12 protein-coding genes and 1 tRNA gene are annotated in these 24,401 nt (G+C 57.2%); 3 read left to right on the forward strand and 10 right to left on the reverse strand.

All coding sequences use genetic code 11. The features are described 5' to 3' along the window. Positions 1-191: 191 nt before the first annotated feature. The 10 genes from AC0V6M_RS00005 to aspS all read right to left on the reverse strand — a co-directional run bounded on the left by AC0V6M_RS00005 (position 192) and on the right by aspS (position 21,358). Positions 192-12,344, reverse strand: a complete 12,153-nt coding sequence (locus tag AC0V6M_RS00005; protein WP_486136827.1) for a hypothetical protein — start codon at positions 12,342-12,344, stop codon at positions 192-194. Positions 12,345-12,451: 107 nt separating this feature from the next. Then, the gene (locus tag AC0V6M_RS00010; protein WP_486136829.1) at positions 12,452-13,579 is read right to left on the reverse strand and encodes a TIGR03032 family protein; all 1,128 of its coding nucleotides are present in this window, start codon (positions 13,577-13,579) and stop codon (positions 12,452-12,454) included. Between the two features lie 528 nt (positions 13,580-14,107). Further along, positions 14,108-14,184, reverse strand: a tRNA-Met gene (locus tag AC0V6M_RS00015). A 122-nt stretch (positions 14,185-14,306) separates the two neighbouring features. After that, positions 14,307-14,825 (reverse strand): 2'-5' RNA ligase family protein, encoded by a 519-nt coding sequence (locus AC0V6M_RS00020; RefSeq protein WP_486136831.1) that lies wholly within the window; start codon positions 14,823-14,825, stop codon positions 14,307-14,309. A gap of 55 nt (positions 14,826-14,880) precedes the next feature. Beyond that, positions 14,881-15,849: an endolytic transglycosylase MltG gene (gene mltG / locus AC0V6M_RS00025; protein ID WP_486136832.1), complete on the reverse strand. Its 969-nt coding sequence runs from the start codon at positions 15,847-15,849 to the stop codon at positions 14,881-14,883. 5 nt (positions 15,850-15,854) lie between these two features. Then, entirely contained in the window at positions 15,855-17,114 is a 1,260-nt protein-coding gene (fabF, locus tag AC0V6M_RS00030; RefSeq protein ID WP_486136833.1) for a beta-ketoacyl-ACP synthase II, read from the reverse strand. Positions 17,115-17,245: 131 nt separating this feature from the next. Continuing rightward, complete coding sequence (locus tag AC0V6M_RS00035) at positions 17,246-17,482, reverse strand: acyl carrier protein (RefSeq protein WP_472639148.1); 237 nt, start codon at positions 17,480-17,482, stop codon at positions 17,246-17,248. Positions 17,483-17,588: 106 nt separating this feature from the next. Beyond that, positions 17,589-18,374, reverse strand: coding sequence for a hypothetical protein (locus AC0V6M_RS00040; protein WP_486136834.1), 786 nt, complete (start codon positions 18,372-18,374; stop codon positions 17,589-17,591). A gap of 53 nt (positions 18,375-18,427) precedes the next feature. Further along, positions 18,428-19,432 carry a tetratricopeptide repeat protein gene (locus AC0V6M_RS00045; RefSeq protein ID WP_486136836.1) on the reverse strand — a complete coding sequence of 335 codons (1,005 nt, stop codon included), beginning with the start codon at positions 19,430-19,432 and terminating at the stop codon, positions 18,428-18,430. 123 nt (positions 19,433-19,555) lie between these two features. After that, positions 19,556-21,358 carry an aspartate--tRNA ligase gene (gene aspS, locus AC0V6M_RS00050; protein ID WP_486136838.1) on the reverse strand — a complete coding sequence of 601 codons (1,803 nt, stop codon included), beginning with the start codon at positions 21,356-21,358 and terminating at the stop codon, positions 19,556-19,558. A gap of 205 nt (positions 21,359-21,563) precedes the next feature. Between aspS and rnd the strand changes: the two genes are divergently transcribed. From rnd to AC0V6M_RS00065, 3 genes are read left to right on the forward strand one after another with little or no spacing between them, the layout of a single operon-like run. Next, entirely contained in the window at positions 21,564-22,814 is a 1,251-nt protein-coding gene (gene rnd, locus AC0V6M_RS00055) for a ribonuclease D (RefSeq protein ID WP_486136839.1), read from the forward strand. A gap of 9 nt (positions 22,815-22,823) precedes the next feature. Next, positions 22,824-23,720: a LysR substrate-binding domain-containing protein gene (locus AC0V6M_RS00060; RefSeq protein ID WP_486136841.1), complete on the forward strand. Its 897-nt coding sequence runs from the start codon at positions 22,824-22,826 to the stop codon at positions 23,718-23,720. A gap of 1 nt (position 23,721) precedes the next feature. Beyond that, positions 23,722-24,399 (forward strand): hypothetical protein, encoded by a 678-nt coding sequence (locus AC0V6M_RS00065; protein ID WP_486136842.1) that lies wholly within the window; start codon positions 23,722-23,724, stop codon positions 24,397-24,399. Positions 24,400-24,401 lie beyond the last annotated feature (2 nt).

Below are 24,401 nucleotides of genomic sequence, written 5' to 3' on the forward strand. Positions count from 1 at the left end.
ACAACGCACAATGGTGTGCCAGTGGAATAGTCTTGAAGGTCAGATTTGATCGTTTGCTCGCTTTCCCATCCAGAGCAAATATCTCATTTGTTGGGAACAGAGCTGGCCCGGCCGATTGGACGCACCCCTTGCGTTCTTTTAGCATTGGCGCCCAGCCGGCCTGCAGTTCTGCGGCCGGCTGGGCTCCCGCTTTAGAACTGAATTTTCACACCCACCTTGCTGCCGAAGCTGGAGTAATTTGAGCCGGCGTCGCCTTCGACTTGGAAGAAGCCAGAGATCGGCCCTTCGCCATCGAGTGTGATCCCGGCCTCGACGTGGCCATAGGTGCCAAGCGGGTTGTTTTGGAAGTCAACAACATCGCCCAATACGCGGAAGCGAACGTCTGCCTCGCCGCTGAATTCGCGCACGGCGCTGGCATCAAGGAAGTAGCCGATCCTAGTGCTACCCCCGGTCTTGCCATAGCCGCCGAGGCGAATGCCCGCGGCGCCGCGCAGGCCATCGAGGTTGTCGAACTCGAAGCTTGCCGCATCGACGATGAGATCGTCCAGATCCGTGCGTTGCAGATCCAGGCTAACGCGCGGCTCGATATAGAAGCGCTCGCCGCCAATCCGGTAGCCCGCATCGATCCGCGCGCCAAAGGCCTGGCCATCAAGCTGGCCGGTGAAACCGCCCTGTGCCGGATCGGACAAATCACCCGAAATGCTATCATATTTGAGCAATGCGTCCGCAAAGAAGCCGCCCGTCTCAAGCGAGGCCGACAGGCCGATATTGAGCACATCGAACACAGCGCGGGTGCCGGTGAGATCCTGACGGAAGCTGGAACTGAGATAGCCGCCAGTCACGCCAAGGGTCAGATTGTCACTGAGCTTGTGATCCGCGCCGCCTTGGAAGCCGAAGAAATCCTGCTCGTAATCAAGATTGGTATCGGCCAGCCCAATTCCGGTTGGGTCGGCAAACTGCTCATCGCGCTGAGCCACGGAGCCATAAGCGACCGCCCATGCAGGCGAAGCATCAGACCCATCAAAGCGTGCCGAGGCGCGGTGGTCGGCCCAGGCATCGGCGCTGCGATACCAAAGAGCCTGCGCCGCCTCGGCGATCTTGGTGCTTTCAAACACACGCTCTTCAAGCTCGATTGCGACGAGGAAGTCGTTTGTTGCCGCATCGAAATTTAGCTCAAAGGCGAGGAACGGTGTGGCCGATCCCGCGTCTGCCACCACGCTGAAGGCGCTTGCCTCTGTGCCCGCACCAGCATCAACAACGACAACGTCATTGCCGAGCGAGAAATCGCCATCGACGACATTGATCACCAGACCGGTGTTGCCGGTTGCAGCCCCGTTGATCGTCAGGAAATCGCTCGTACCAGCAGCGAAGCTGACATCGAGGCTAAGCTCCCCGCCATCTCCGGCGAAATCACCCGCAATGGAAAGCACCCCATCGGCGCGGCCATTGGACAGATCGATGAGACCGGAGCTTTGCAATTGTTCCAAACGGTCAAACTGAGCTGAGGCCGCAATGAACAATGTGCCGGAGTTGGTGAGTGTATCCTCGCCTTCGCCAAAGTCGCTGATCCCCGCCGCGTTGAACGTACCGGAGTTCAGGAATTGGTCGTCGTTCGCGGAAAGCTGCACTGCGCTGGCGAGTGTGCCAGCATTGTCCAGCGTGATCACGCCTGTGTCCGCTCCACTGGCGAGGACAGCAAAGTCGCCGCCGCTCAATGCGCCTGTATTGCTGATGGAAACCGCGCCGCCTGCGCTTGAGACATCAATCCCGTTTTGCGCGCCCGCCGTATCGCCGCCAACAATGATACCGATTGTGCCAGCACCCGAGGTTGTCGCCGCGATACCAGAGACCGTGCCAGTGATATCGCCAGCGTTCTGAATATCGATCACGCCGCCAGTGGTCGTCGCAGTGATGCCATTGCCGCTAGTGCCGATAACCGCATCAATGTCGCTAACGGTGATCGCGCCGCCTGCCGTGAGCAGGTCAAGGCCATCGCCTGCGAGCCCTTCGACCAGATCGATATTGGCGATCGTAATATCACCCGTGGTTGGCCGCACATAAATACCATCGGCCGCGCCAGTGACGCTGCCCGAGGAACCTCGCACCGTGATTGCACCGCCAGTTGAGCGTGCATCAATGCCGAAGCCCGCCGTGCCCGTAACAATCGCAGTCGAACCAAGCGTGATCTCAGTCGCACCGCTGGTTGCATTGGTATCAATGCCAACCGCGCCGGTCACTTCATTCACCAGCATGGTGATATCGCCGGCGCCCGATTGCTGCGCCTGAACACCGATAGTCGCGCCGGTCACTGCGCCAGCATTGCTGTTGACGTCGATGCTCCCGCCCGTGCTCGTCGCCAGAATGCCAATCGCAGCCGTTCCGGTCACATCGGCTGTGGTGATGTTTAATCCACCGGTTCCAGTGTGTTCAGCGGTGATGCCATAAGTAGCGCCCATGACTGCACCTGCGCTGCTGTCCACGCTAAGGCTGCCACCTTCGTTGATAGCATAAATGCCCGCATCGCTGCCTCCCGTAACGGAGGCGGTTACGATCGTCAGATCGCCTTCACCTGCGTTAGATGCAAAGACTCCGCGCAACCCGCCGCTGACTGAGCCAGCGGAGCTGTCGATCGTGAGGTCAGTGCCGTAGGCACGGGTGAAGATACCATTGCCGCTCTCGCTGACAATGTCTGCGGTCGTGATCGAGGTTTCGCCTGCCCCGCTCCCGCGGGCATAGATGCCGGTGTCTGCGCTGTTCACTGAACCTGCTGTGCTGTCCACGATCAGGTCTTGTCCGTCCGAGCCAGTAGAGGCGAAAATGCCGATGCCGCCTCCTTCAGAATCGCCAGCATCGAGCGCATACACATCTGCCGTGGTGACAAACGTGGAGCCAGTTCCATAGTTTTGGGCGATCACACCATTCGACGCACCAGCGACTGCTCCTGCCGAGCTATCGATTATGAGATCGGTGGCGGTTGCTTCGTTGCGTGCCGCGATACCAGCACCTTCTACACCCGTCACATCACCGGTCGTGATCGACAATGCACCAGTGCCCCTGTTGCGTGCATCAATGCCATCTTCGCCGCCGGATATGGTTCCTTCCAAAGTGTCGATGGTCAGATCGCCAGTGCCAGCTTGGTTGCTCGCAAAAATGGCAGTATTCGTCGTGCCGATCACATCAGCGGTTGTGATCGTTAAGTCACCTGTGCCGCGATTGTCCGCATAGATACCGCGCGAATTGCCAGTAACCGTTCCGGCAGTGGTGTTGACAGTCATATCAGCGCCATAAATGCCGCCTTCGCCATCATCGTTGATGGAAATGCCTTCACCAGACGCCCCGGTTACATCGGCGGTGACAAGTGTCGCATTCCCAGTACCGAAATTGGCGATCCGAATTCCTTCGGTTGAGCCGCTAACAGACCCCGCACTGCTATTAACGACAATGTCGCCAGCATTAGAACCCGTTCCAAACTGAATGCCAGCGCCGTTTTGCCCGGTCACATCAGCCGTCGTGATGGTGGTCGTACCCGTTCCGTTATTGGATGCATTGATGCCATCTTCGCCGCCTGTGACCGTGCCAGCCGTCGTGTTGACGAGAAGGTCTGTCCCGCGGCCGATGACATCAATGCCATCGCCAGCGGTGCCGGTTACATCAGCCGTGGTAACAGTGGTGGCGCCGGAGCCGTTATTGGCTGCATAGACCCCATCATCGCCGCCGGTGACAGCGCCAGCGGTGCTGTCAATTGTCAGGTCAGTAGTGTCGGACCCGTTATAGGTGTCAATCCCGTCATCCGTTGTCCCGGTGACCCCTGCGGTCGTGATGGCGGTGCTGCCGCTGCCCATATTCGCAGCGGTAATCCCATCGGTAAGGCCCGTGACGGTCCCTGCAACGGAGTTCACAACCACATCCGTACCAGAGGCCGAGGCGTTAATGCCTTCGCCGCCTGTGCCGGTGACATCCGCAGTCGTCACGCTGGTGTTCCCGCTGCCCAGATTGACCGCGCGGATACCGACCGCTGCGTTCACAGCATAATTGGTGGTGTTGATCGTGATATCACCCGTCCCGCCCTGAGCAGAGCCATCCACGCCATATGTCGTGCCCGAAACCTCGCCCGAGGTGCCGATGGTGATCGCGCCGCCATTGTCGGCATAGGCCGCAATGCCCACGCCATCGGTCGCAGTGATCCCTCCGAACAGGCCAACATTGTCGATCGTGATATTGCCGGTGTCCGCATTGGCAAAGATGCCATTGCCGCCAAGCCCTGTGATCGTGCCAATGTCGCTGACCGCGATATTGCCGCCGTTCGATACAAGGTTCAGCGCATCGCCCGCCTGGCCGGTCACGCTGTCGAGCCCCGTAACGGTGATGTCCGCGCCCTCTGTCGATGCTGCGATACCGGTTGTTGCGCCGATCACATTGCTGGCGATGCCTTCGCCGCCTTGGACAAAGATATTGGCGGTGTCTTGCGACGTTGAGGCCAGAATACCCTCTGCGCCCTGGCCCGTCACATTGCTGACCGTAATGGTCAGATCACCAGAACCTGCATGATTGGCGTAAATACCGCGATTGCCGCCAACCACAGCGCCGGCGCTCGTGTCGATGACCAGCGTGTCGCTATCCGCATCCGTCGTCAGGTTCACCCCGTCGCCGCCCGTTGCCGTTAGACTGCCTGTCGCAATCGAGACAGAACCTGTCCCCTGATGGTTCACCGCAATGGCATTTTGACCTGCGGTTATGGTCCCTGCAGTGGTGTCAATCGTAACATCTGCGCCCTCAGCATAAGCGGTTACGCCTGATCCCGCAGCAGCATCCACATTGGCCGTAGTTATAGAGACTGAACCACCGTTAGCCGACCCAGCCACACCATCAACGCTCGCATCGATACTGCCCGCAGTGGTATCAATGATAACATCGCCGCTGCCGTAACCAATGCCAGCCACTGCAAACCCGTAAACGACGGCTATATTGCCAAATGTCGACACATCTGCGGTTGTGATGGAGACAACCCCATCACCACTGCTGTTCCCTGCGACACCAATTCCACCTGCCGACACCGCACCTGCGGTCGTATCGATGGTAACATTGCCATCACCGCCATTTACAATGACACCAAAACTATCTTCATCGCTGGCGGTAACGTCCGCAGTGGTCACTGACACATCGCCAGCGCCATCATCGTCCTTATCGACACCAACCCCTAGGGAGCCGCCGCTCACGCTGCCTTGTGCCGTGTTGACGATTACGTCGCCTGCCCCCTCTTCAATCTCGACAAGAACGCCTGCGTCACTGCCTGTGACATCAGCCGTGGTGATCGTGGTAAGGTCTGTCACGAAACTGCGCGCATTAATACCGTCTTCACCGCCAACGACCGCACCGGCGCTGGTGTCAACAGTAAGGGCGCCCGTGGTTGCATCAGCATTGAGAGCAAAAATCCCATCGCCCGCTTCGCCATCTACATTAGCCGTGGTGATGGAAAGGTCGCCTGTCCCGCGGTTTTCTGCATAAATGCCGTTGGTCGCACCCGTTACGGTGCCTGCAACCGTGTTGATCGCAATATCAGCGCCATACACGGTTTCGCCTCCGTCCCTGAAGTTGATACCATCGCCCGCCATACCAGTGACATCGGCGGTGGTGATTGTCGCATTCTGTCCTTCGGCATAGTTGCGCGCGTTAATTCCGTCTTGCCCACCTATGACCGGGCCAGCGCTGGTGTCGATAATCAGCTCACCAGCAAGTTCCCCATGATAAATATCAACACCATAGCCGCCTTCACCAGTTACCGCACCAGTCGTGATAACCGTGTCGCCAGTGCCATTGTTGCTGACGTCGATACCGTCAGAACTGCCAGTGACAACGCCCGCCGTCGTATCAATGCTGATCGCTCCGGCATTGGCGTCAAAGTTCTGCGCTCTGATGGCGTCACCATTTGTCCCGGTGACATCGGCAGTGGTGATCGAAAGATCGCCTGTGCCGCGATTGTCAGCGAAGATCCCGCCGAAAGCTCCTGTGACGCTGCCCGCAGTGGAATTGACGATTACGTCACTGCCATAAGTGCCTTCACCGTCATCGCTCGCGTCAATCCCGAAGCCCGTAACCCCGGTGACATCGCCGGTGACAACCGAGGTGATGCCAGTGCCTTCGTTCTCGGCGCGAATGCCATATCCTTGGCCGCTAACCGCTCCTGCGGTTGTATCGATCAAAAGGTCGGTACCAAAGTTCCTTGCCCTAATCCCGTCGCTGCCTGCGCCTGAGACATTGGCGGTGGTGATCGACAAGGCGCCGCTTCCGACGTTGGAGGTATTGATACCGTTCGTATCGCCGCTGACCGCGCCAGCAACAGTATTGATAGTGAGAGCGCCTGCGCTGAGGCCGTTGGAGGCATCAATCCCATCGCCGCCTTCACCCGAACCATCGTCGGAGGTCACATCAGCTGTGGTGATGCTGGTATCGCCGGTGCCATTGTTGCGGGCGTTGATACCGTCAGCACTGCCTGTGACCGCGCCTGCAAGTGTGTCGATCACAAGATCAGTTCCACTGTGGGAGACATTGATGCCATCGCGCTCGCTCGATGTGACGTTGCCGGTCACAATGCTCGCCACGCCAGTTACATCACTCGCAACATAAACCCCCTCGGACCTGCCAGAAACTGAACCAAGACTTGTGTCGATGGTAAGATCAGTGCCGTCATTCAAATTGACGCGGATGCCGGATGCATTTGCGCTTGTCACATCCGCAGTCGTGATCGAAGTCGCCGCCGCATCGGGATCAACTAGACTGCGGGAGACCGAAATGCCGTTGCCATAGCCTGAAACAGTGCCCAGTACCGTATCGACTGTGATGTTTTGCGTGGCACCGCTTGAGTTGACGCTAACACCACTATTGGTCGCGCCAGTTACATCGCCGGTAGTCACTGTCACATCGCCAGTTCCGCGATGGGTCAGGTCGATGCCTTCATCGTCACCGAAGGCTGCTCCAGCAGAGGTATCGACGGTTACGTTGCCCGATGCAAATCCAGCATAGACGAACACACCGTCTCTGGTGTCACCGGTCACATCGCCGGTTATAATCGCAAGATCACCAGCCGCATTTTGGGTGGCGTTGATGCCCGATCGCCCGCCCGATACCGCACCCGCGCTGCTGTCGATCAAGAGATCGCCGGTGGCTCCATTATTGATAGTGGCCCGTATGCCAGAATCGTCGGTGCCCGTCACATCGGCCGTTGTAATCGCGACATCACCCGTGCCGCTGGATTCGGCTGAAATGCCGATATAAGATGCACTTACTGCACCAGCAGATGTGTTGATTGTGAGAGCGCCCGCAGTTTCTTCGTGTGTAGCGAGGATACCAAATCTACGTTCGCCCGTCACATCGGCGGTGATGATCACAGTGTCACCATTGCCCTCGTTACGCACTTCAATCCCGCGATAGCCGCTCATCACTGCACCAGCACTGGTGTCGACCAGAATGCCGTCAGTACCCGCGTACGCATAAGCTAAGACCGCAACGGCATCAGTGGTGGTCACATTGCCAGTGGTGATTGATATAGCGCCAGAACCACTGTGGACCGCGGTAACGCCTTCCTCACGTGAGGTCACATCGCCAGCAGAGCTGTCGATAATGATATCGCCAGAGACCGCCTCGCTGTAAGCGATGATCCCGTCTCCAAATTCGCCTGTGACATCGCCTGTCGTGATGGTGAGATCGCCAGTCCCAAAATGAAGCGCGGCAATGCCAACATTACCCGCTTGAACCGCACCCGCAGTACTGTCGATCGTGAAGCCACTCGTACCGTAAGATAGCGCCCCAATACCAACGCCATCGGCATTCACATTTGCAGTTGTGATGCTTGTTTGGCCCGTTCCGTAATTGATCGCGTAAATGCCGAAGGCTTGGCCGTTTACACTGCCTGCGCTGCTGTCGATCGTCAGATCGGTTGCGGTTGTGTCATTTACTGCATTGATCCCAGCGAGAATGCCGATTTCACCGGTGCCAGCAACATCCGCCGTGGTGATTATTGTCGCACCTGAGCCATTATTGCGCGAGCGGATGCCGTTCTGGCTGCCTGTTACCGCGCCAGCGGTGCTGTCGATAGTGAGGTCACCTGCATCCCCTGTGACCTCCGCATAGATGCCGTCGCCATTTATACCGGTGACATCCGCAGTGCTGATCGTCGTTTGTGGGACGATACCAGTATTTGCGTTTGTAAAAGCGTTAATGCCGTTAAGGGCGCCGGTGACTGTGCCCGCGGTGGTGTCGATTGTGTGAGCATCGCCTACTTCGACGAGACTTGAGTTGATCCCATCATCAGTATCGCCGGTCACATCGCCCGTGATGACTGATAAACCGCCATAGCTTCTATGGTCAGCGACAATCCCAACAGTGCCGCCAGAAACAGCGCCGGCCGTGCTGTCAATCGAAAGACCGCTGCCGCTTTCACCTGAATACGCAAAGATGCCGTAGCCTGTGGAGCCCGTCACATCGGCGGTGGCGATCGTGGTGGTGCCAGAGCCGTAGTTGAGGGCCTCAATCCCGTCCCTACCGCCGGATACCGTGCCTGCCGTTGTGTTAATCAGCAGATCGGTGCCATAATTCTCAACGTTAAGCGCGTCTCGAGTGGCGCCGGTCGCGTCGGCTGTCGTTATGGAGAGAACCCCGGAACCCCTGTTACGGACGAACATAGCATAATCGTCGCCAAAGACGCTGCCTTCAGCGGTGTTGATCGTGAGGTCGGTGCCCTCGTTAAATGCCTCAATACCCTCACGGAGAACCCCAGTTACATCGGCCGTGATCAGCGTCGCAGAGCCCGTGCCGTCATTGTCAATCACGATGCCATCAGAGTTTCCGATGACAGAACCAGCGCTCGTATCGACAGTAAGATTGGTGCCATCCTCTGAATTGCCAGCATAGACGCCATAGTCATCACCATTCAGATCGCCCGTGGTGATGATAACTTCACCGGTGCCAAAGTTTCTGGCGTAAATGGCATCGTCGGTGGTCCCAACGATGGTGCCTGCAGTAGTGTCTATGACCAGATCAGTGCCAAAACTATAAGCCCTGATTCCATGATCGCCATAGCCGGTCACATCAGCCGTGGCGATTGTTGTCGCGCCTGAGCCATCGTTGCGCGCTTCGATTCCGTTTTGGCTGCCTGTTACCGCGCCCGCGGTGCTGTCGATGACAAGCTCACCACCAATATTATTGTTGATAACATCAACGCCGGCGCCAGATTGTCCGGTAATTGCGGCGGTAGTGATCGTAACGGAACCAGTGCCATTATTACGAGCGAAAATGCCGTTATTTTGGGCCGTCACTGTACCCGCGCTGCTGTCGATCGTCAGATCAGTTGCACTTGTGTCATTTACTGCATTGATCCCGTCGACAATGCCGCTTTCACCAGCGCCAGTATCCACGTCCGCAGTGATAATCGTGGTCGCACCATTGCCCCTGTTTTGGGTAACAATGCCACTGTATTCACCGAACACCGCGCCAGCGCTGCTGTCGACAGACAAATTGCCGGTGCGAGCTGCGTTCCTTACGTCAATGCCGTTGCCGCGTTCGCCATCGACATCGGCAGTCGTGATGGCGGTGTCGCCCGTGCCATTGTTGCGCGCAAAAATCCCATTATCATCGCCAACCACAGCGCCCGCGCTGCTATCGATGATGATATCAGTGGCGTCGTCTTCGTTGCGGGCATTGATGCCATCGCCAGTCGCTCCAGTGACGTCGGCCGTGGTGATAGACAACACGCCATCGCGACGATTGAACGCTGAGATACCATCACTGTTTCCGGAAACAGTGCCAGCGGCGCTGTCGATGAAAAGCCCTTCGGTAAAGCTGGTCGCATCAATTCCGCTTGCGCTAAGGCCAGTCACATCGGCTGTCGTGATAGAAAGAACACCTGAGCCTTCGTGCGACGCCAAAATCCCGTTGGTTCCACCCGTTACGCTGCCCGCGCTGCTATCGATCGTCAGGTCAGCTCCGGTACCAAGCTCACCGCGAAGTTCCGCATCAATCCCGTTGCCATCAGTGCCCTCTACATCGCCTGTGACAATCGAAGCGCCGTAACGTGTTCCAGAGTAGAGTTTAATGCCGTCAGACTGACCGACGATCCTTCCGCCGCTTGTATCAACCGAAACTGCGCCCACGATGATACCCGAGATGAAATCAACACCCGCGCCGCCAGCAGAGTAGACATTCCCGGTTCGGATTGTCGCGTTCTCACCGCGATGAGCCACACCTATTCCAGCTTGTTGTCCCGAAACATTCCCGGCTGTGCTGTCAACCAAGAGGTCGCCGCTACCGCGCTGAGTTTCAACGCGGATACCAGTTCCGTTGAGGCCGGAAACATCGCCGGTCGTGATGGAGGTGTCGCCGGTACCGTTGCTGTTTGCATCGATGCCGTAGAGTGCGCCAATAACCGTGCCCGCGCTGCTGTCGATCGAAATGTCGGTCGTTGCGCCTGAAGAACGCGCTTCGATGCCAGTATCACCGCCGCTCACATTTGCGGTTGTGATGGAGAGCGAACCTGTTCCCCGATTGTCCGCATAGATGCCGCGATTTGTGCCAGAAACGGTGCCAGCGACAGAGTTGATGACGATATCACCGCCGTCGAAATCCTCACCATTGTCAGATACACGAATGCCATCCCCAGACAGACCAGTGACATCGCCGGTAGTAATGGCGGCGTTGGCGGCGTCTGCAAAATTGCCAATATCGATACCATCTTGGCCGCCGGTCACTGCACCAGCGGTTGTATCCAAGACTATCTCACCGGCTGGAGCGTCGATTTCGATACTGACACCGTCGCCAGCCTCACCGTCGACATCGGCTGTGGTGATGGTCGTGTTTCCAACACCTTCGTTGGACGCATCGATGCCGTTTTGGCTGCCTGTTACCGCGCCTGCGGCGCTATCGATAGTGAGGTTGCTAGCAGCCGCTTCATTAGTGGCGTAAATGCCATTGCCGCCCTGGCCCGTGACACCAGCTGTGGTGACCGAAAGATCACCCGTGCCGTAATTTCTTGCGCGAATGCCATCAGCGCTGCCGCTGACCGCGCCTGCGCTGCTATCAATACTAAGGTCAACGCCGTAGTTCGTTGAGAAAATGCCATTTCCGTCGCTGGCCGTTACATCGCCCGTGGTGATCGCTGTGCTGCCTGCGCCAGTGTTTCGGGTGATTATGCCAGCATAGCCGCCGCTTACCGCGCCTGCGCTGCTATCAATGATAAGGTCAGAATTGGACTGGAGCGCATAAATACCAACGTCGTTTGACGCGGTAACATCCGCAGTGGTGATCCTGGTGTCACCGGTGCCTTCGTTGGACACATCGATACCATTTGTGATGCCGGCCACCGCGCCAGCGGTGCTGTCTATGATAAGATCAGTGGCGCTGGCCTCGTTGCGGGCATCGATGCCATCGCCAGCTTCTCCAGTGACGTCGGCTGTGGTGATTCTGGTTAGGCCAGTTCCGCTATTGATCGCATCGATGCCGTTTTGGCTACCTGTTACCGGGCCAGCGGTGGTGTCAATGACGATATCGCCGCCAGTGCCGGAGTTTCTAGCGTCAATGCCATCACCGCCCTCACCATCGACATCGGCTGTGACAATGGTCACATCGCCCGCTCCGCCAGTGCGAACTTCGATGCCATTTTCGCCGCCAGTGACGTCGCCCGCTGTGGTATCAAGCGCAACACCTCCGCCCTGCGTGGCCGTGTTGATAATGGAGATACCAGCCTCTGCTCCGCCGGTGACATTGCCCAGAACCGCGTTGATCGCGCCATTATCTTCGTTGTCGAGGCGTACACCGATAGTGCCGCCGATGATCGTGCTTTGCGCGCCATCAGCCAGCGTTATGGTGATCCCTTGAGCCGATATGGCAGTAAGGCCGCGCTGACCGGTGCCAGAGGTAACAATATCAAACCCATCTTCAATGACCGCTATAACCGGAACGTTACCGATCCCGTCAGAGACATCCTGTTCGGTCGTCGCTGGATCGCCATTATCCTGGCACACAAAATTGTTCGGCGTGATCTCCACACACGCATCCTGCGCCTGAGCAAATGCGGGCGAACTTGCCGCGAGTAAGGCAGCCGGAGCCGTGGACCATTTTAGCAATCGGCGGGCAAGAGAAAGGGTCGATGATCCTTGCCCGCCGACTGCCTCTGGGCTTGACTCTGGACAAACCAGGCCAAGCTCAGGAGAGAAACTCGCTGCAATTCCTTTGAACTTTGTGACACGTCCGCCCCGCAGCATGGCTGACCGGCTCCAGCGCAGAAAATTGTTCGCCCCAAACGCCACGTTGTTGAGCTTCAGTGCGCTTGAATTCGTGTTATTTGCTTGTGTCATTTTGCCCTCGATGCGCTGCTGATTGTTGAGCGCGAATTCTTGTTTGAATGGTTTGCTGCTGAGCTGATCGGCCCGGCGAAAAATGCGGTGTTTTGATGCTTGATTGGCTAGGTTTTGAGCTTGTCAAAGGTGAGCAATGTCGCCGCATCCGTAGAGCTGGGCGACACAGTCATGGGACAGCGGAAGCCCTCGACCAGTTCGATGTCATAAAGTTCGCCAATGTCGCCATCGATCCGGAACCAATCGGCGCAATTGCCCGATTTGAGGTCAATCACCTGGACCCCGCACCATGGCTCGCTGTCGGCCTTCTTCAGGCGCTCATCAAGCTCCAACCCCTCGAAGCGTTTGTAGCGCGGGCGCGACAGGCCAACGAAGGCAAAGCCATCGTGGAACGACAATCCGCGCAGGAAGCCGGGGCAAAACGCGACCGGCTTAAACTTGCCCATCTTCGCCTTGCCTTTTGGCATTTCGACATAGCCAAGCTCGCCCGTGCCCGCATTCAGCACCCACAGCTTGCCATTATGCCAGCGCGGCGAATGCGGCATGGACAGCCCCTCGCACACGATCTTGCCGGACTTAACATCGATCACCACACCGCCATCGGCGCGGCGATCGCGCCAGCCATCGATTGTGTCGGATTTGGAGACCGCCGTGACATAGGCCGGGGCGCCATCGCGCATCGCCAAACCGTTGAGGTGGCACCGATCTTCATCAACGATATCGCTGATAAATTCAGGCTTCCAAATCGGATCAAATGAATGGCGCTCAGACACCTTGGCGAGGCAATTAAAGCGGGTGTTGACGAACACGATAGAACCATCGGCCATCGCGCCAACATCATGCGCGTCGAGTTGCCCGGTCACATAATGTGTCCGCGGCATAAAACAGGCGTCATACGTTTGGTTGATCCGCTCGTCAGGCCCGAGCACGTTTTCCAGGCGCATGATTTGCGCACCGGTCGACATAACCAGACGGCCATTGCCATCCGCACACAAACCCATCGGCTTTGGCATTCCTGATTGGTGAAGCTGCGCTTTGCCCTGAGCATTGCTGCCCAGCATATAAAGCAATCCAGACTGGTAAGATGTGAAAGCAAGCGCCGCGTTCATTCCATGCAGCCGCTGAAGTAAGCCGCCAGACAGGGAATATTCCGCTTTGGGCTCTTTGGGCCGCGCCTGGCTCGCTGTAACGCTTTGCGGCGTCGATGCCGCTCGTTTGGTTGGTGTGTCTTGCATGTCTGACCCTTTCATTGGCAGCCAACAATTGGCTTCCAGATGGATCAGTGATGACAGGCGACCGTTGTAATGAGCGTTGTAAAAGCGTTGTAAAAAGCGTTGTAATTTGCGTTTTTGGCCACTTTTTTTGCGAAAAATGGGCTTTTTTTGGATTTTCAGCCGGATTTCAGAAAATCTTGGACCTCTTGGGCGAATCGAGTCGAAACCGATTCGCGGCCCAGCAGCAAGTGATTCGGCCTCTCAACGCTGGGCAGCCGCAAACCCAGAATTCGCGATGCGATGGACCGCCCTGTCGCAAACGGAATGCGCATGTTCCCGCGGCTGTGAACAACCAGTGTCCGGCATTGAACCTTCGCCAAATCATTCCGCACATCGATGGTTGAGAATGCTTCCAAGAAACGCGCGGCATTTTCTGCCGATGTGGTGAGGCGCTGAAACTCGTCAAGCCAGTGCGATTTTCCTGTCAGGAAAGCCCGCAAGCGCGACAGTTCGGCTCATCAAACAATTGTGCGGGTGTATTCCATGGTTTGGTAGCGGAGGAGGGACTTGAACCCCCGACACGCGGATTATGATTCCGCTGCTCTAACCAGCCGAGCTACTCCGCCAAACCAAAGTCTGGCTGGTCTCTAGGGTGTTTTCGCCCGGACCGCAGGCGGCGCGTTTAGGCGGGGGCAGAGCCCGGGTCAACACCTGTTTGACACTGTTTGCGCTTGAACTGGCACTCTACTCAGCGGCGCGCCGCTCTGCGAAAGGCTGCGCGCTTTACAAAAGTCCACGGCCCACCTTCATAGAGGTGCAGTTCCAGCGCAGGAAACGTAAAGCTGCGCGGCTCTATCTCCAGAGCTAGGGCCGCTTGCAAAGCGCGCGCCTCCTCTTTCGTGACCTTGTTTTGGATCGTTATGTGCGGGCGCGGCTCGTACAGATCCTGATCCGTCAGACTGCCATGGAAATGATCGGCAATCTCTGCGCGAAGGCTGAGCAATTGCTGGCTCTCAAGGGCGATGGCTGTGCCCTTCCCTAGATCCATCACCCCGGTAACGCGCCCTTCGAGCGGCGAATATTCCGCTGCGATGCGCGGCAGGTAGCTTTTCAGCTCGTCAAGCAAGGAAGGCGCAAAGGAATGGAACATGGTGACATGCGCGTGCAAATGGTTGCGATGGGTGGGATAATGCTCACGCCGCAATCCTTCGGCCCAAGAAGCGATCTCAGGCGGCAAAGCGGCAGTGACAATGAACGGACGAGCCATGTCCTAAATCGCTTTCTGAGACGTCGCACTGGGCACACTCAAATGCACGCTGCTGCTACATCTCACCGCGTTCACGGCGGATCGCGTACCATTTTTCAACATTGGCGTTGTGCTCGGTCAAGGTCTCGGCAAACCAATGGCCGCCGGTCCCGTCCGCCACCATGAACAGCGCGCTTGTCTCGTCCGGGTTTAGCACGGCGGCGATGCTTTCCCTGCCCGGATTGGTGATCGGCCCGACCGGCAATCCGACGCGCGTGTACGTATTGTAGCCATTGACCGCCGCGATCTCAGACTGGCGAATCCGGCGGCCAAGCGGCTTGCCCTTGGTAATCGGATAGATGATCGTCGGATCCGCTTGCAGCAGCATCCCTGTCTTGACCCGGTTGGAATAGAGCCCAGCGATCTTACGGCGTTCGGACGCTTTGCCCGTTTCTTTCTCGACGATGGCCGCCAGGATCAGTGCCTCTCGCATGGTATCAACCGCGATATTTGGGCCGCGCTCTGCCCAGGCTTCGGCGAGATACAGGTCCATCGCCGTCTGCATCCGCTCGACAACCTTTTGCCGTCTTTCCCCACGCTCAAAATCGTAAGTGTCTGGCAGGATCGAACCTTCGACCGGGACTTCAATCTCACCGGTCAGCAGCTCTTCAGCCATCAGGCGCTCATGCACGAGGATCGAGGGCATGCCTTCTGGAACGGTGACAAAGCGCCGGATCACATCCCCGCTTTGAAAGGTCGATAGGATTTGTCCCTGCGTCATGCCAGGCGCCAGCATAAATTCGCCCGCTTGGATCGGATCGCGAGAGCCGAACAGGCGCGCACGCATCACAAACCCTTCGGAAGAGGTGATATGCCCCTCCTCCTCAAGCTTGCGCGCAACCGAGCTGAGCGAAGCGCCGGCCGGAATGATGAAACTGCTTTCAACCTTTACCGTGGCCGAGCCAAGATAAAGGCTGCCCGCATAGACACCCGCCGCCAGAAACAGCGCGCAAATGAGGCCAGCGATCAGGCCGAGCCGCTTCATCGGCCTCAGTCGACCTTTTGCATGACGAGCGAGGCATTGGTGCCACCAAAACCGAAGCTGTTGTTTAGCACGGCGCGCACGTCGCGCTTACGCGCGGTGAGCGGAACGAGATCGATCCCCTCTGTGCCATCGTCAGGATTGTGAAGGTTGAGCGTCGGCGGGACGATGCCGTCGCGCATTGCGAGCACGCAGAACACAGCCTCAACCGCGCCCGCACCGCCCAGCAAGTGGCCAATGGCCGATTTGGTCGAGCTCATCGAGGCCCCGCCCAGATCATCGCCGAGCACGCGTTTTACCGCGGCAAGCTCAATCGTGTCTGCCATAGTCGATGTGCCATGTGCGTTGACATAGTCGATATCGCCAGCGGACAGTCCCGCCTTCTTAAGCGCCATACGCATAGCCAGCTCTGCGCCCTTGCCCTCTGGATGAGGGGCAGTGACATGGTAGGCGTCGCCAGAGAGGCCATAGCCGGTTACCTCGGCATAGATTTTCGCGCCGCGTGACTTGGCGTGCTCATATTCTTCAAGGACAACAACGCCGGCGCCCTCACCCATGACAAAGCCTTCGCGGTCTTTGTCGTAAGGTCGGCTCGCCTCCGTCGGGCGGTCGTTGTAGCTGGTGTTGAGCGCGCGCGCCTGAGCGAAGCCTGCGATGCCCAGCGGGTTCACAGTGCTTTCCGCGCCGCCTGCAAGCATGACGTCGGCATCGTCGAGCATGATCATGCGGGCCGCATCGCCGATTGAGTGCGCGCCAGTGGAGCAAGCCGTCACAACAGCGTGATTGGGGCCCATAAAGCCATATTTGATCTGAACCTGACCGGTGACCAGATTGATCAAGCGGCCATGCACAAAGTGCGGGCTGACCCGGCCAGGGCCTCGCTCATGCAGATTGACGCTCTCTTTTTCAATGCCCGGAAGGCCGCCGATCCCGGCGCCAATCGAGCAACCGGTGCGCAATTTCAGCGCATCGTCCATGTCCTCGAGGCCAGCATCTTCTAGCGCCTGACCGGCGGCATCAATGCCATAAACAATGAACGGATCAACCTGGCGCTGGATCTTGCCATCAACACGCTTGTCAGGATCAAATCCGTATTCGTGATCCTTGCCTTTGACCTCGCAGGCGATCTGACATTTCTGATCGGAAGCATCAAAGCTGGTAATTGGCCCAGCCCCGCTCTCCCCAGCAATCAAATTCGCCCAAACGGTCTCGACATCTGCCCCCAGAGGCGTGACGAGGCCCAAACCGGTAACGACAACACGGCGCATTGCAGTCCTTTCGAGGCTCTTGGCCTTTCAAATACGCTACAGGCCCACGCCCACTTCGGGGCGCGGGCCTGTGATTTTGGCAAAGCTATGGAATGATCGGCGCGCAGATGCGAACCGTCAGCCTCAGCTGATTAGCCCTTATTGCCTTCGATATATTTGGTCGCATCACCAACAGTGGTGATTTTCTCGGCTGCATCGTCAGGGATTTCGACGCCGAATTCCTCTTCGAAAGCCATAACCAATTCGACAATATCGAGGCTGTCTGCGCCCAGATCGTCGATGAAGCTCGCATCTTGCGAAACCTTATCGGCCTCTACGCCGAGGTGTTCGACAACAATTTTCTGCACGCGGTCGGCAGTATCGCTCATAATGTTCCCTCTTAATTTTGGGGTGTAAAACTCGCGTTCGCCCTAATGAACGGCGCGCATGAGTGCAAGGGGGGAAGATTGCCCGTCCCAAGCGGTGATGGATGCATCAATCGAACAGCGCCCGGGTGTCGAGCAATTCAATATCGCTGCGCGCAGCCACGGACCGCGCAATCATATATTTGTGCCAACTTCCAAAAGTTACAAGGGCACGCAACCCTTTGCCGGTAATGGAATCGAGCGCCAAATTGATTAAGTCATTGTGCGCGCGGTTAATTTGCGTCCATCCGCCTGGGCCCAGATCCGCGTCGAAATAGCGCTGATAAGGTGTCTGGGCGCGCTCTACGATGGCGTCATATTCCGATGTATGGATGAATTTAGGGTCATCGCCGCGTCCGGCCAGCTCTACAGAATACTGCCTGCGAGCGGCCAAATGCTCAGCCCATTGCTGAGCTCTGGCTGGATCATTTTCGATTTGCTTAAGCGCGTCGCGGCGGTCATCCGCAATCGCCTGTGTCCAGCCCGCGCCAGCCAGAATCTTAAAGTCCATCTCGCGGCTCAGCGGAAAAATGACATCAGTATATTCGGGGAAAACTCTGGTTCGCGGCTCCGTCACTGCGCCCGTTTCAGCAAACCCGGCCTTCGCAGCCTCGAGCCGATCTGGCGGAATTTCGGTGATAATCACATCCGGCTTTGCCCGGCGGACCGCCTCACGCAGAACGCCGAGCGAATATTTGGTGCTGGTGCGGTGCCTGGAATGGATCGCGCCGAGCACATGCAGGCGCGTTGTGGTGGATGGCTTAGACGGTCCCGGAGCGCATGCACTCAACGGCAGCGAACTCGATATCGCGGCGGCCATAGAGCCAAGAACAACAGAGCGGCGGGTGATTATCATAAGCGGTTATTCGTACCGCACACCTGCTCAGTTACAATGTGCAGATATAGTGCCTATCCGCCTTCAGCCGGTCCACCACCTTCGGAGGTATCACTCGGTTCTTCGACATCAGCATAGCGCCGATTCAGAATTTCGGTGCGCGCCGCGAGTTGATCTTCTGCGCGCATCCACCCTTCAACACGGTCTACAGATTCCAGCGCCATCAGTTTTTGAGGCTCAATCGCCAAGGCTCGCTGCAAGGTTTCAAGCGAGAGCGCAAACTCGCCATTGCGCTCGTGGCACATCGCAACATTGAACAGCACGGAGACTTGCTGCGGATTGCTGGCCTCCAGCGCCTTGAAACCATCACACGCCGCATCCTCATCGCTCTTTGTCAGTTTAACGGCGTTTCTAAATGCCTTGCGATCAGCCTTTTCGAGCCCTTTGCGCCGCTCAAGAATCCGGTATTTGCTTTCCAAAAAGCGAGGCGCGAGAGCTGTTCTCACCCGCCAGGCGAAGCTCGATACGAGCCCATCTGACATGTCTGGTATCGACGCCTGCGAATTGCTATTGGTGCACGCCTCTTTGCTGCGCGTCATTTCATCGCGAGTGGCATATAAGATGGCACCATCCTGAGCGATGATCTCGATATCAGGATAGAATGACACCTCGGTCCGGCTGCAATCGTAATAGGTCGTTCGATAACGGACGCACTTCTTATCATCGTCCTTCTCAGCGCACTTGCGCTCGCCCTTTGGCTCCAACTCAATAACCGAGGATTGAATGCTGGCGCTGCCCTGGATGATCGCATCCACGGGGCCGCCACCGATCGTTATCACATCAAACCACGGCTCATTTTGAGCGCGCGCTTTTTGCAGCGCATCTTTGAGTTCATAGGCGAGCTGCGCGCCTTTGCTGCCGCTCAGCGTATCGACAGAAATCGTTTCGATCTCGAGCCCAGCATCCGTTGTCGCCGGCATATGTGCGCCCACGGTCAGCGTCTCTGCATTTGCCGGCGTTGCAACCAATGCCAACCCGGCGCATAGCGCGCCAGCTCGTGTCAAAATTGTGAACGTCATGCCGATTCCCCAATTGCCCTGAGCGCATTCTATTGCGCCCTGGAGATTAGGGAAAGGTGAACCGGTTTTGCCCGCTACGGCTGCGATATATTCGCCGAAGCAAAGATTTGCGCGTTAGCTGCCTTATGCGGGTTTCGCCGCATCGCCTTTCTTCTTAGGCGGCTCAATCACCCGCAAGGACAGCTCGCGCAATTGCGGCAATTCCGCTTTGCTCGGTGCGCCCATCATCAGGTCTTCACCCTTCTGATTCATCGGGAATGCGATCACTTCGCGGATAGCCTCTTCGCCGGCCAGCAGCATTACGATCCGGTCAATACCCGGAGCTGATCCGCCATGCGGCGGTGCACCAAGCTTGAACGCTTCGATCATGCCGCCGAACTCGCGGTCGACGTCTTCCTTGGAATAGCCAGCAATTTCGAACGCCTTGTACATGATATCCGGGCGATGGTTCCGGATCGCACCGGAAGACAACTCATAGCCGTTGCAGACAATGTCATATTGCCACGCTTTGATCTCAAGCGGATCCTGATTTTCCAGTGCATCCATCTCGCCCTGCGGCATTGAGAATGGGTTGTGACTGAAATCGACCTTCTTGGCGTCTTCGTCATACTCGAACATCGGGAAATCAACGATCCAGCAGAACTTGAAGCAGTTCTCTTCAATCAGACCAAGTTGCTCGCCAACCTGAGTGCGAGCGGCACCGGCCAACTTCGCTGCGTCCTTTTCCTTGCCCGCGGCAAAGAACAGGCCGTCATCCGGGCCAAGGCCGAGCTCGTCATAGAGCTGAGCCATCAGGTCAGGACCGTGGTTCTTGGCGATTGGTCCACCGAACTCGCCGCCCTTGCGGGTGACGTATCCAAGGCCAGCAAAGCCCTCACCTCGCGCCCAATTGTTCATATCATCGAAGAACTTGCGGCTCTTCTCATTCGTGTTTGGCGCAGGCACCACGCGGACAACGCCGCCGCCGCCTACGATCTTTTCAAACAGGCCAAAGCCTGACTTCTCGAAATGGCTGGTAACGTCATAGATGATCAGCGGGTTGCGCAGATCAGGCTTGTCGCTGCCATATTTCAGCATCGCCTCGGCATATGGAATGCGCGGGAAGTCGCCCGACGCGGTCACGCTCTTTCCATTGGCAAACTCAGCGAAGACGCCCGCAAGAACCGGCTCCAACGTCTGGAACACGTCTTCCTGCGTCACAAAGCTCATTTCAAAGTCGAGCTGATAGAACTCAAGACTACGGTCAGCGCGCAGGTCTTCATCGCGAAAGCACGGCGCAATCTGGAAATAGCGATCAAACCCGCTGACCATCAGCATCTGTTTGAACATCTGCGGCGCCTGCGGCAGCGCGTAGAAATTGCCCGGATGCATGCGGCTTGGCACCAAGAAGTCGCGCGCGCCCTCTGGTGAGGAAGCCGTCAGGATCGGCGTCTGAAACTCTGTGAAACCTTGGTCGATCATGCGCCCACGGATCGAGGTGATCACCTGGCTGCGCAGCATAATGTTGCGGTGCATTGTCTCACGCCGCAAATCGAGGAAGCGGTATTTGAGGCGAATGTCCTCAGGATATTCCTGCTCACCAGCAACCGGCATCGGCAGTTCTTCCGCCGCACTTTGCACTTCCACCGCGCGGGCAAACACTTCCACAGTGCCAGTTTCGATCGCGGGATTGATTGTGTCTCCGCTACGCGCCTTTACATCGCCATCAATCGTCACGACCGATTCCAGCCGCAGCTTGTCAAGAATGGGCAGAGCGGGCGAATCGACATCAGCTACAATCTGAGTGATCCCGTAGTGGTCGCGCAGATCGACGAACAGCACCCCGCCAAAATCGCGTTTGCGGTGAATCCAGCCGGAAAGGCGAACGGTTTCACCGACATTGGCTTCACTTAACTGTGCGCAAGTATGAGTACGATAAGCGTGCATGCTAAACTCTTGTCCTGTTCGAGAGTATGGCGCTAAAGGCGCGCCAGCAATGATTGCATGGCGTGGCCTAGTTTAGAGCGCATATCAATATGCGCGCGCTAACAGGGCAAGCGCGGGGCTTTGTCAAGTTTCACGCATGCTAAGCAATCATCAATGGGCTCACGCCCGGAGGCGGTACTCCGCCTGACACACTGAAAAGACAGATATGAAAATACATGATCTGATTACCACGACCGATGCTCTAAGCGACCTTTGCGAGCGTTTGGCGAAATCTGAATTTGTCACCATCGACACCGAATTCATGCGCGAGAACACCTATTGGCCGGAACTGTGCCTAGTGCAGATCGCCAATGAGGAAGAGGCCGCGGCGATTGATCCGCTGGCCGATGGGATCGATCTCACGCCGCTGCTCGATCTGATGTGCGAAAATGACGAAGTGCTCAAAGTCTTCCACGCGGGCGGGCAAGATGTTGAGATCATCGTCAACCTCACTGGCAAGACCCCCTTCCCCATTTTCGACACGCAAATCGCGATGATGGCAATCAGCCAGTCTGAGCAAATCGGCTACGCCAATCTGGTCGATAGCTGGCTGGGCCTACAAATCGACAAAGGCGCGCGCTTCACCGATTGGAGCCGCCGCCCGCTGACCGACCGGCAGATCGAATACGCCATCGGTGATGTGACGCACCTGTCCGAGATTTTCCCGAAAATGCTCAAGAAATTGATCAAGACGGGCCGCGGGCGCTGGCTTGATGCGGAGATGGAAAAGCTCGCCAATGCGAGCAATTACATTGTAAATCCCGACAATGCCTGGCGCCGCATTCGTCAGCCGGGCCGCAATCCAGCGGTGCTTGGCCGGATGAAGGGCCTCGCCGCGTGGCGCGAGGGCGAAGCGCAGCACAAGAATATTCCGCGCGGCCGGATCATGCGCGATGAGACCTTGGCAGACATCGCCAGCCATCCACCCAAGAAACAGGCTGATCTCGCCAAAGTGCGCGGGCTGTCGTCCGCATGGCGCGACAATGATATTGGCAAGCGCCTGATGCGCGTCATCGAAGAGGCGGAGCCGCTGCCCAAAAGCGAGCTTCCCGAGAAGATGAAACGCGGGGCGCCTCTGGGCAAGGAAGGCGCATTGGTCGCCGACCTTCTGAAACTGCTCCTGAAAATCCGGGCGCGCGAGATCGATGTGGCCTCGCGCTTGCTCACCAGAGCCGACGAGATGGAAGCCCTCGCCGCCGGCGTGCGCGATCTCAAAGTGCTGCAAGGCTGGCGCTACGAAGTATTTGGCAAAGACGCGCTAGAACTAGTCGAAGGCAAGCTCGGCTTTGCGGTGAAAAATGGCAAACTGTCCATGACCCACATCGATGACATGCACGCAAATATGGAAGAGGCCGCGGCCGCCAGCGATGACGCAGCAGAGGCGGAAGCCGAGGCAGAGACGGCAGCGGCCGAATAAAACTTAGCCATGTCCACCTATCTCCCCACCATCAAGCAACTGCAATATCTCGTGTCTTTGCACGAGCATAAGCACTTCGGTCGCGCGGCAGATGCGAGCTATGTTTCGCAATCGACCCTATCGGCGGGCATTCGCGAACTGGAATCGCTGCTGGGCGTAACGCTGGTTGAGCGCAGCCGCCGGGTCGTGCGCTTTACTGCGCTGGGCGATCAGGTGGTGGAAAAGGCGCACCGGCTGCTGCGCGAGGCAGAGGAGCTGTCCGACCTCGTCCAAGCTGCGGGCAAGCCGCTGTCCGGTACGCTACGCATGAGCGTTATTCCGACCATCGCGCCCTTTATGCTGCCGCATATGTTGCCGCGCCTAAAACGCGAGCGGCCTGATTTAAAGCTGCTGCTGCGCGAGGAGACCAGCCAAGATGCGGTGGAATCGCTGCAACATGGCCGGGTTGATTGTGTGCTGCTCGCCCTGCCCTTTGGCACCGGTGAGGTCGAAGTCGAGCACATCAGCGACGACAAGCTGTTCGTTGCCTTTCCCAAGGATGATCCGCGCGATCCGCCAGACAGCGTCCCGCCCAGCATGATTGATGAAGGCCGCTTGCTGCTGCTCGAAGATGGGCATTGCCTGCGCGATCATGCGCTGGCCGCCTGCGCGCGGCCAGAAATGCGCGCCAATGCCGCGATCATTGGCACGTCGCTGCACACTCTGGTGCAGATGGTCGACAATGATCTGGGCCTGACGATGCTGCCCCAAATGGCGCTGGACGCCGGAATATTAGACGGCACCAAAGTCGTCGCGCGCCCGCTGAAATCCGCGCAGGCCAGCCGCGAGATCGCTCTGATCTGGCGCAAGAACAGCCCGCGCGCGGATGACTTTAAGCTGCTGGCTGAGGAATTGCGGGCGGGTTGAGATGGCAGATTTGACTGCACACCATCTGATGGAAAATCTCAGCGGACTTATTTGGTATTCAAAATGCAAGAAGGATGCATTTCACCGCATTCGTCGCTTTGCTCCTCCTGCGGACCCTTTTCAGATGCGAATGGCATACTCACAATACCTCGTGAACTTAGTCGGCCTAGTAGATGCCTCAGCTGACATCTTCGGAGCCAGCCTGCGAGACGAATGGAATTCCGCGCTGCTTAGCTCAAATCAGATAGTCGGTAACAATCCAGCAAAATACTTACGGGAGCTTAGAAATGCAATTGTCCACCGTGGGTTCGATCCGACGTCGCTCTGCACGGTACGTGATAACTTCGTTCTAGCTCTGAGCCCAACTGAGATCCCCGATTCCAACCGTCAAAATCAAACTCACATCCCACCACATGAAGTTTTAATCGGTGCATTCTTTGTTTACGAAACAGTGATCGCCGAACTAATTTTGCGTCAGGCACAACCGACAATCGAAAAACTTTCGTCAATTCCAAAAATCGAGCGTGAAATGGAATTGAAACAGCATGTCTTGAAAGAAACGAGATATTCCGATGACGTCAAAAAGATGTTGTTCACCCATTGGGATCAAATCCCATGGGCTGAGATTTTGACGAATGATGAGAATGAACTGACTGAACTTCTTCGTCCAGACTTCTAAAC

The sequence above is a fragment of the Erythrobacter sp. JB3-1 genome (assembly GCF_057364995.1).

Coding starts and splice junctions, on each gene's coding strand:
- AC0V6M_RS00040 (WP_486136834.1), bottom strand. CDS start 18,374: ATGATAATCACCCGCCGCTCTGTTGTTCTTGGCTCTATGGCCGCCGCG.
- AC0V6M_RS00035 (WP_472639148.1), bottom strand. CDS start 17,482: ATGAGCGATACTGCCGACCGCGTGCAGAAAATTGTTGTCGAACACCTC.
- AC0V6M_RS00045 (WP_486136836.1), bottom strand. CDS start 19,432: ATGACGTTCACAATTTTGACACGAGCTGGCGCGCTATGCGCCGGGTTG.
- aspS (WP_486136838.1), bottom strand. CDS start 21,358: ATGCACGCTTATCGTACTCATACTTGCGCACAGTTAAGTGAAGCCAAT.
- AC0V6M_RS00020 (WP_486136831.1), bottom strand. CDS start 14,825: ATGGCTCGTCCGTTCATTGTCACTGCCGCTTTGCCGCCTGAGATCGCT.
- AC0V6M_RS00060 (WP_486136841.1), top strand. CDS start 22,824: ATGTCCACCTATCTCCCCACCATCAAGCAACTGCAATATCTCGTGTCT.
- AC0V6M_RS00005 (WP_486136827.1), bottom strand. CDS start 12,344: ATGACACAAGCAAATAACACGAATTCAAGCGCACTGAAGCTCAACAAC.
- rnd (WP_486136839.1), top strand. CDS start 21,564: ATGAAAATACATGATCTGATTACCACGACCGATGCTCTAAGCGACCTT.
- AC0V6M_RS00065 (WP_486136842.1), top strand. CDS start 23,722: ATGGCAGATTTGACTGCACACCATCTGATGGAAAATCTCAGCGGACTT.
- mltG (WP_486136832.1), bottom strand. CDS start 15,849: ATGAAGCGGCTCGGCCTGATCGCTGGCCTCATTTGCGCGCTGTTTCTG.
- fabF (WP_486136833.1), bottom strand. CDS start 17,114: ATGCGCCGTGTTGTCGTTACCGGTTTGGGCCTCGTCACGCCTCTGGGG.
- AC0V6M_RS00010 (WP_486136829.1), bottom strand. CDS start 13,579: ATGCAAGACACACCAACCAAACGAGCGGCATCGACGCCGCAAAGCGTT.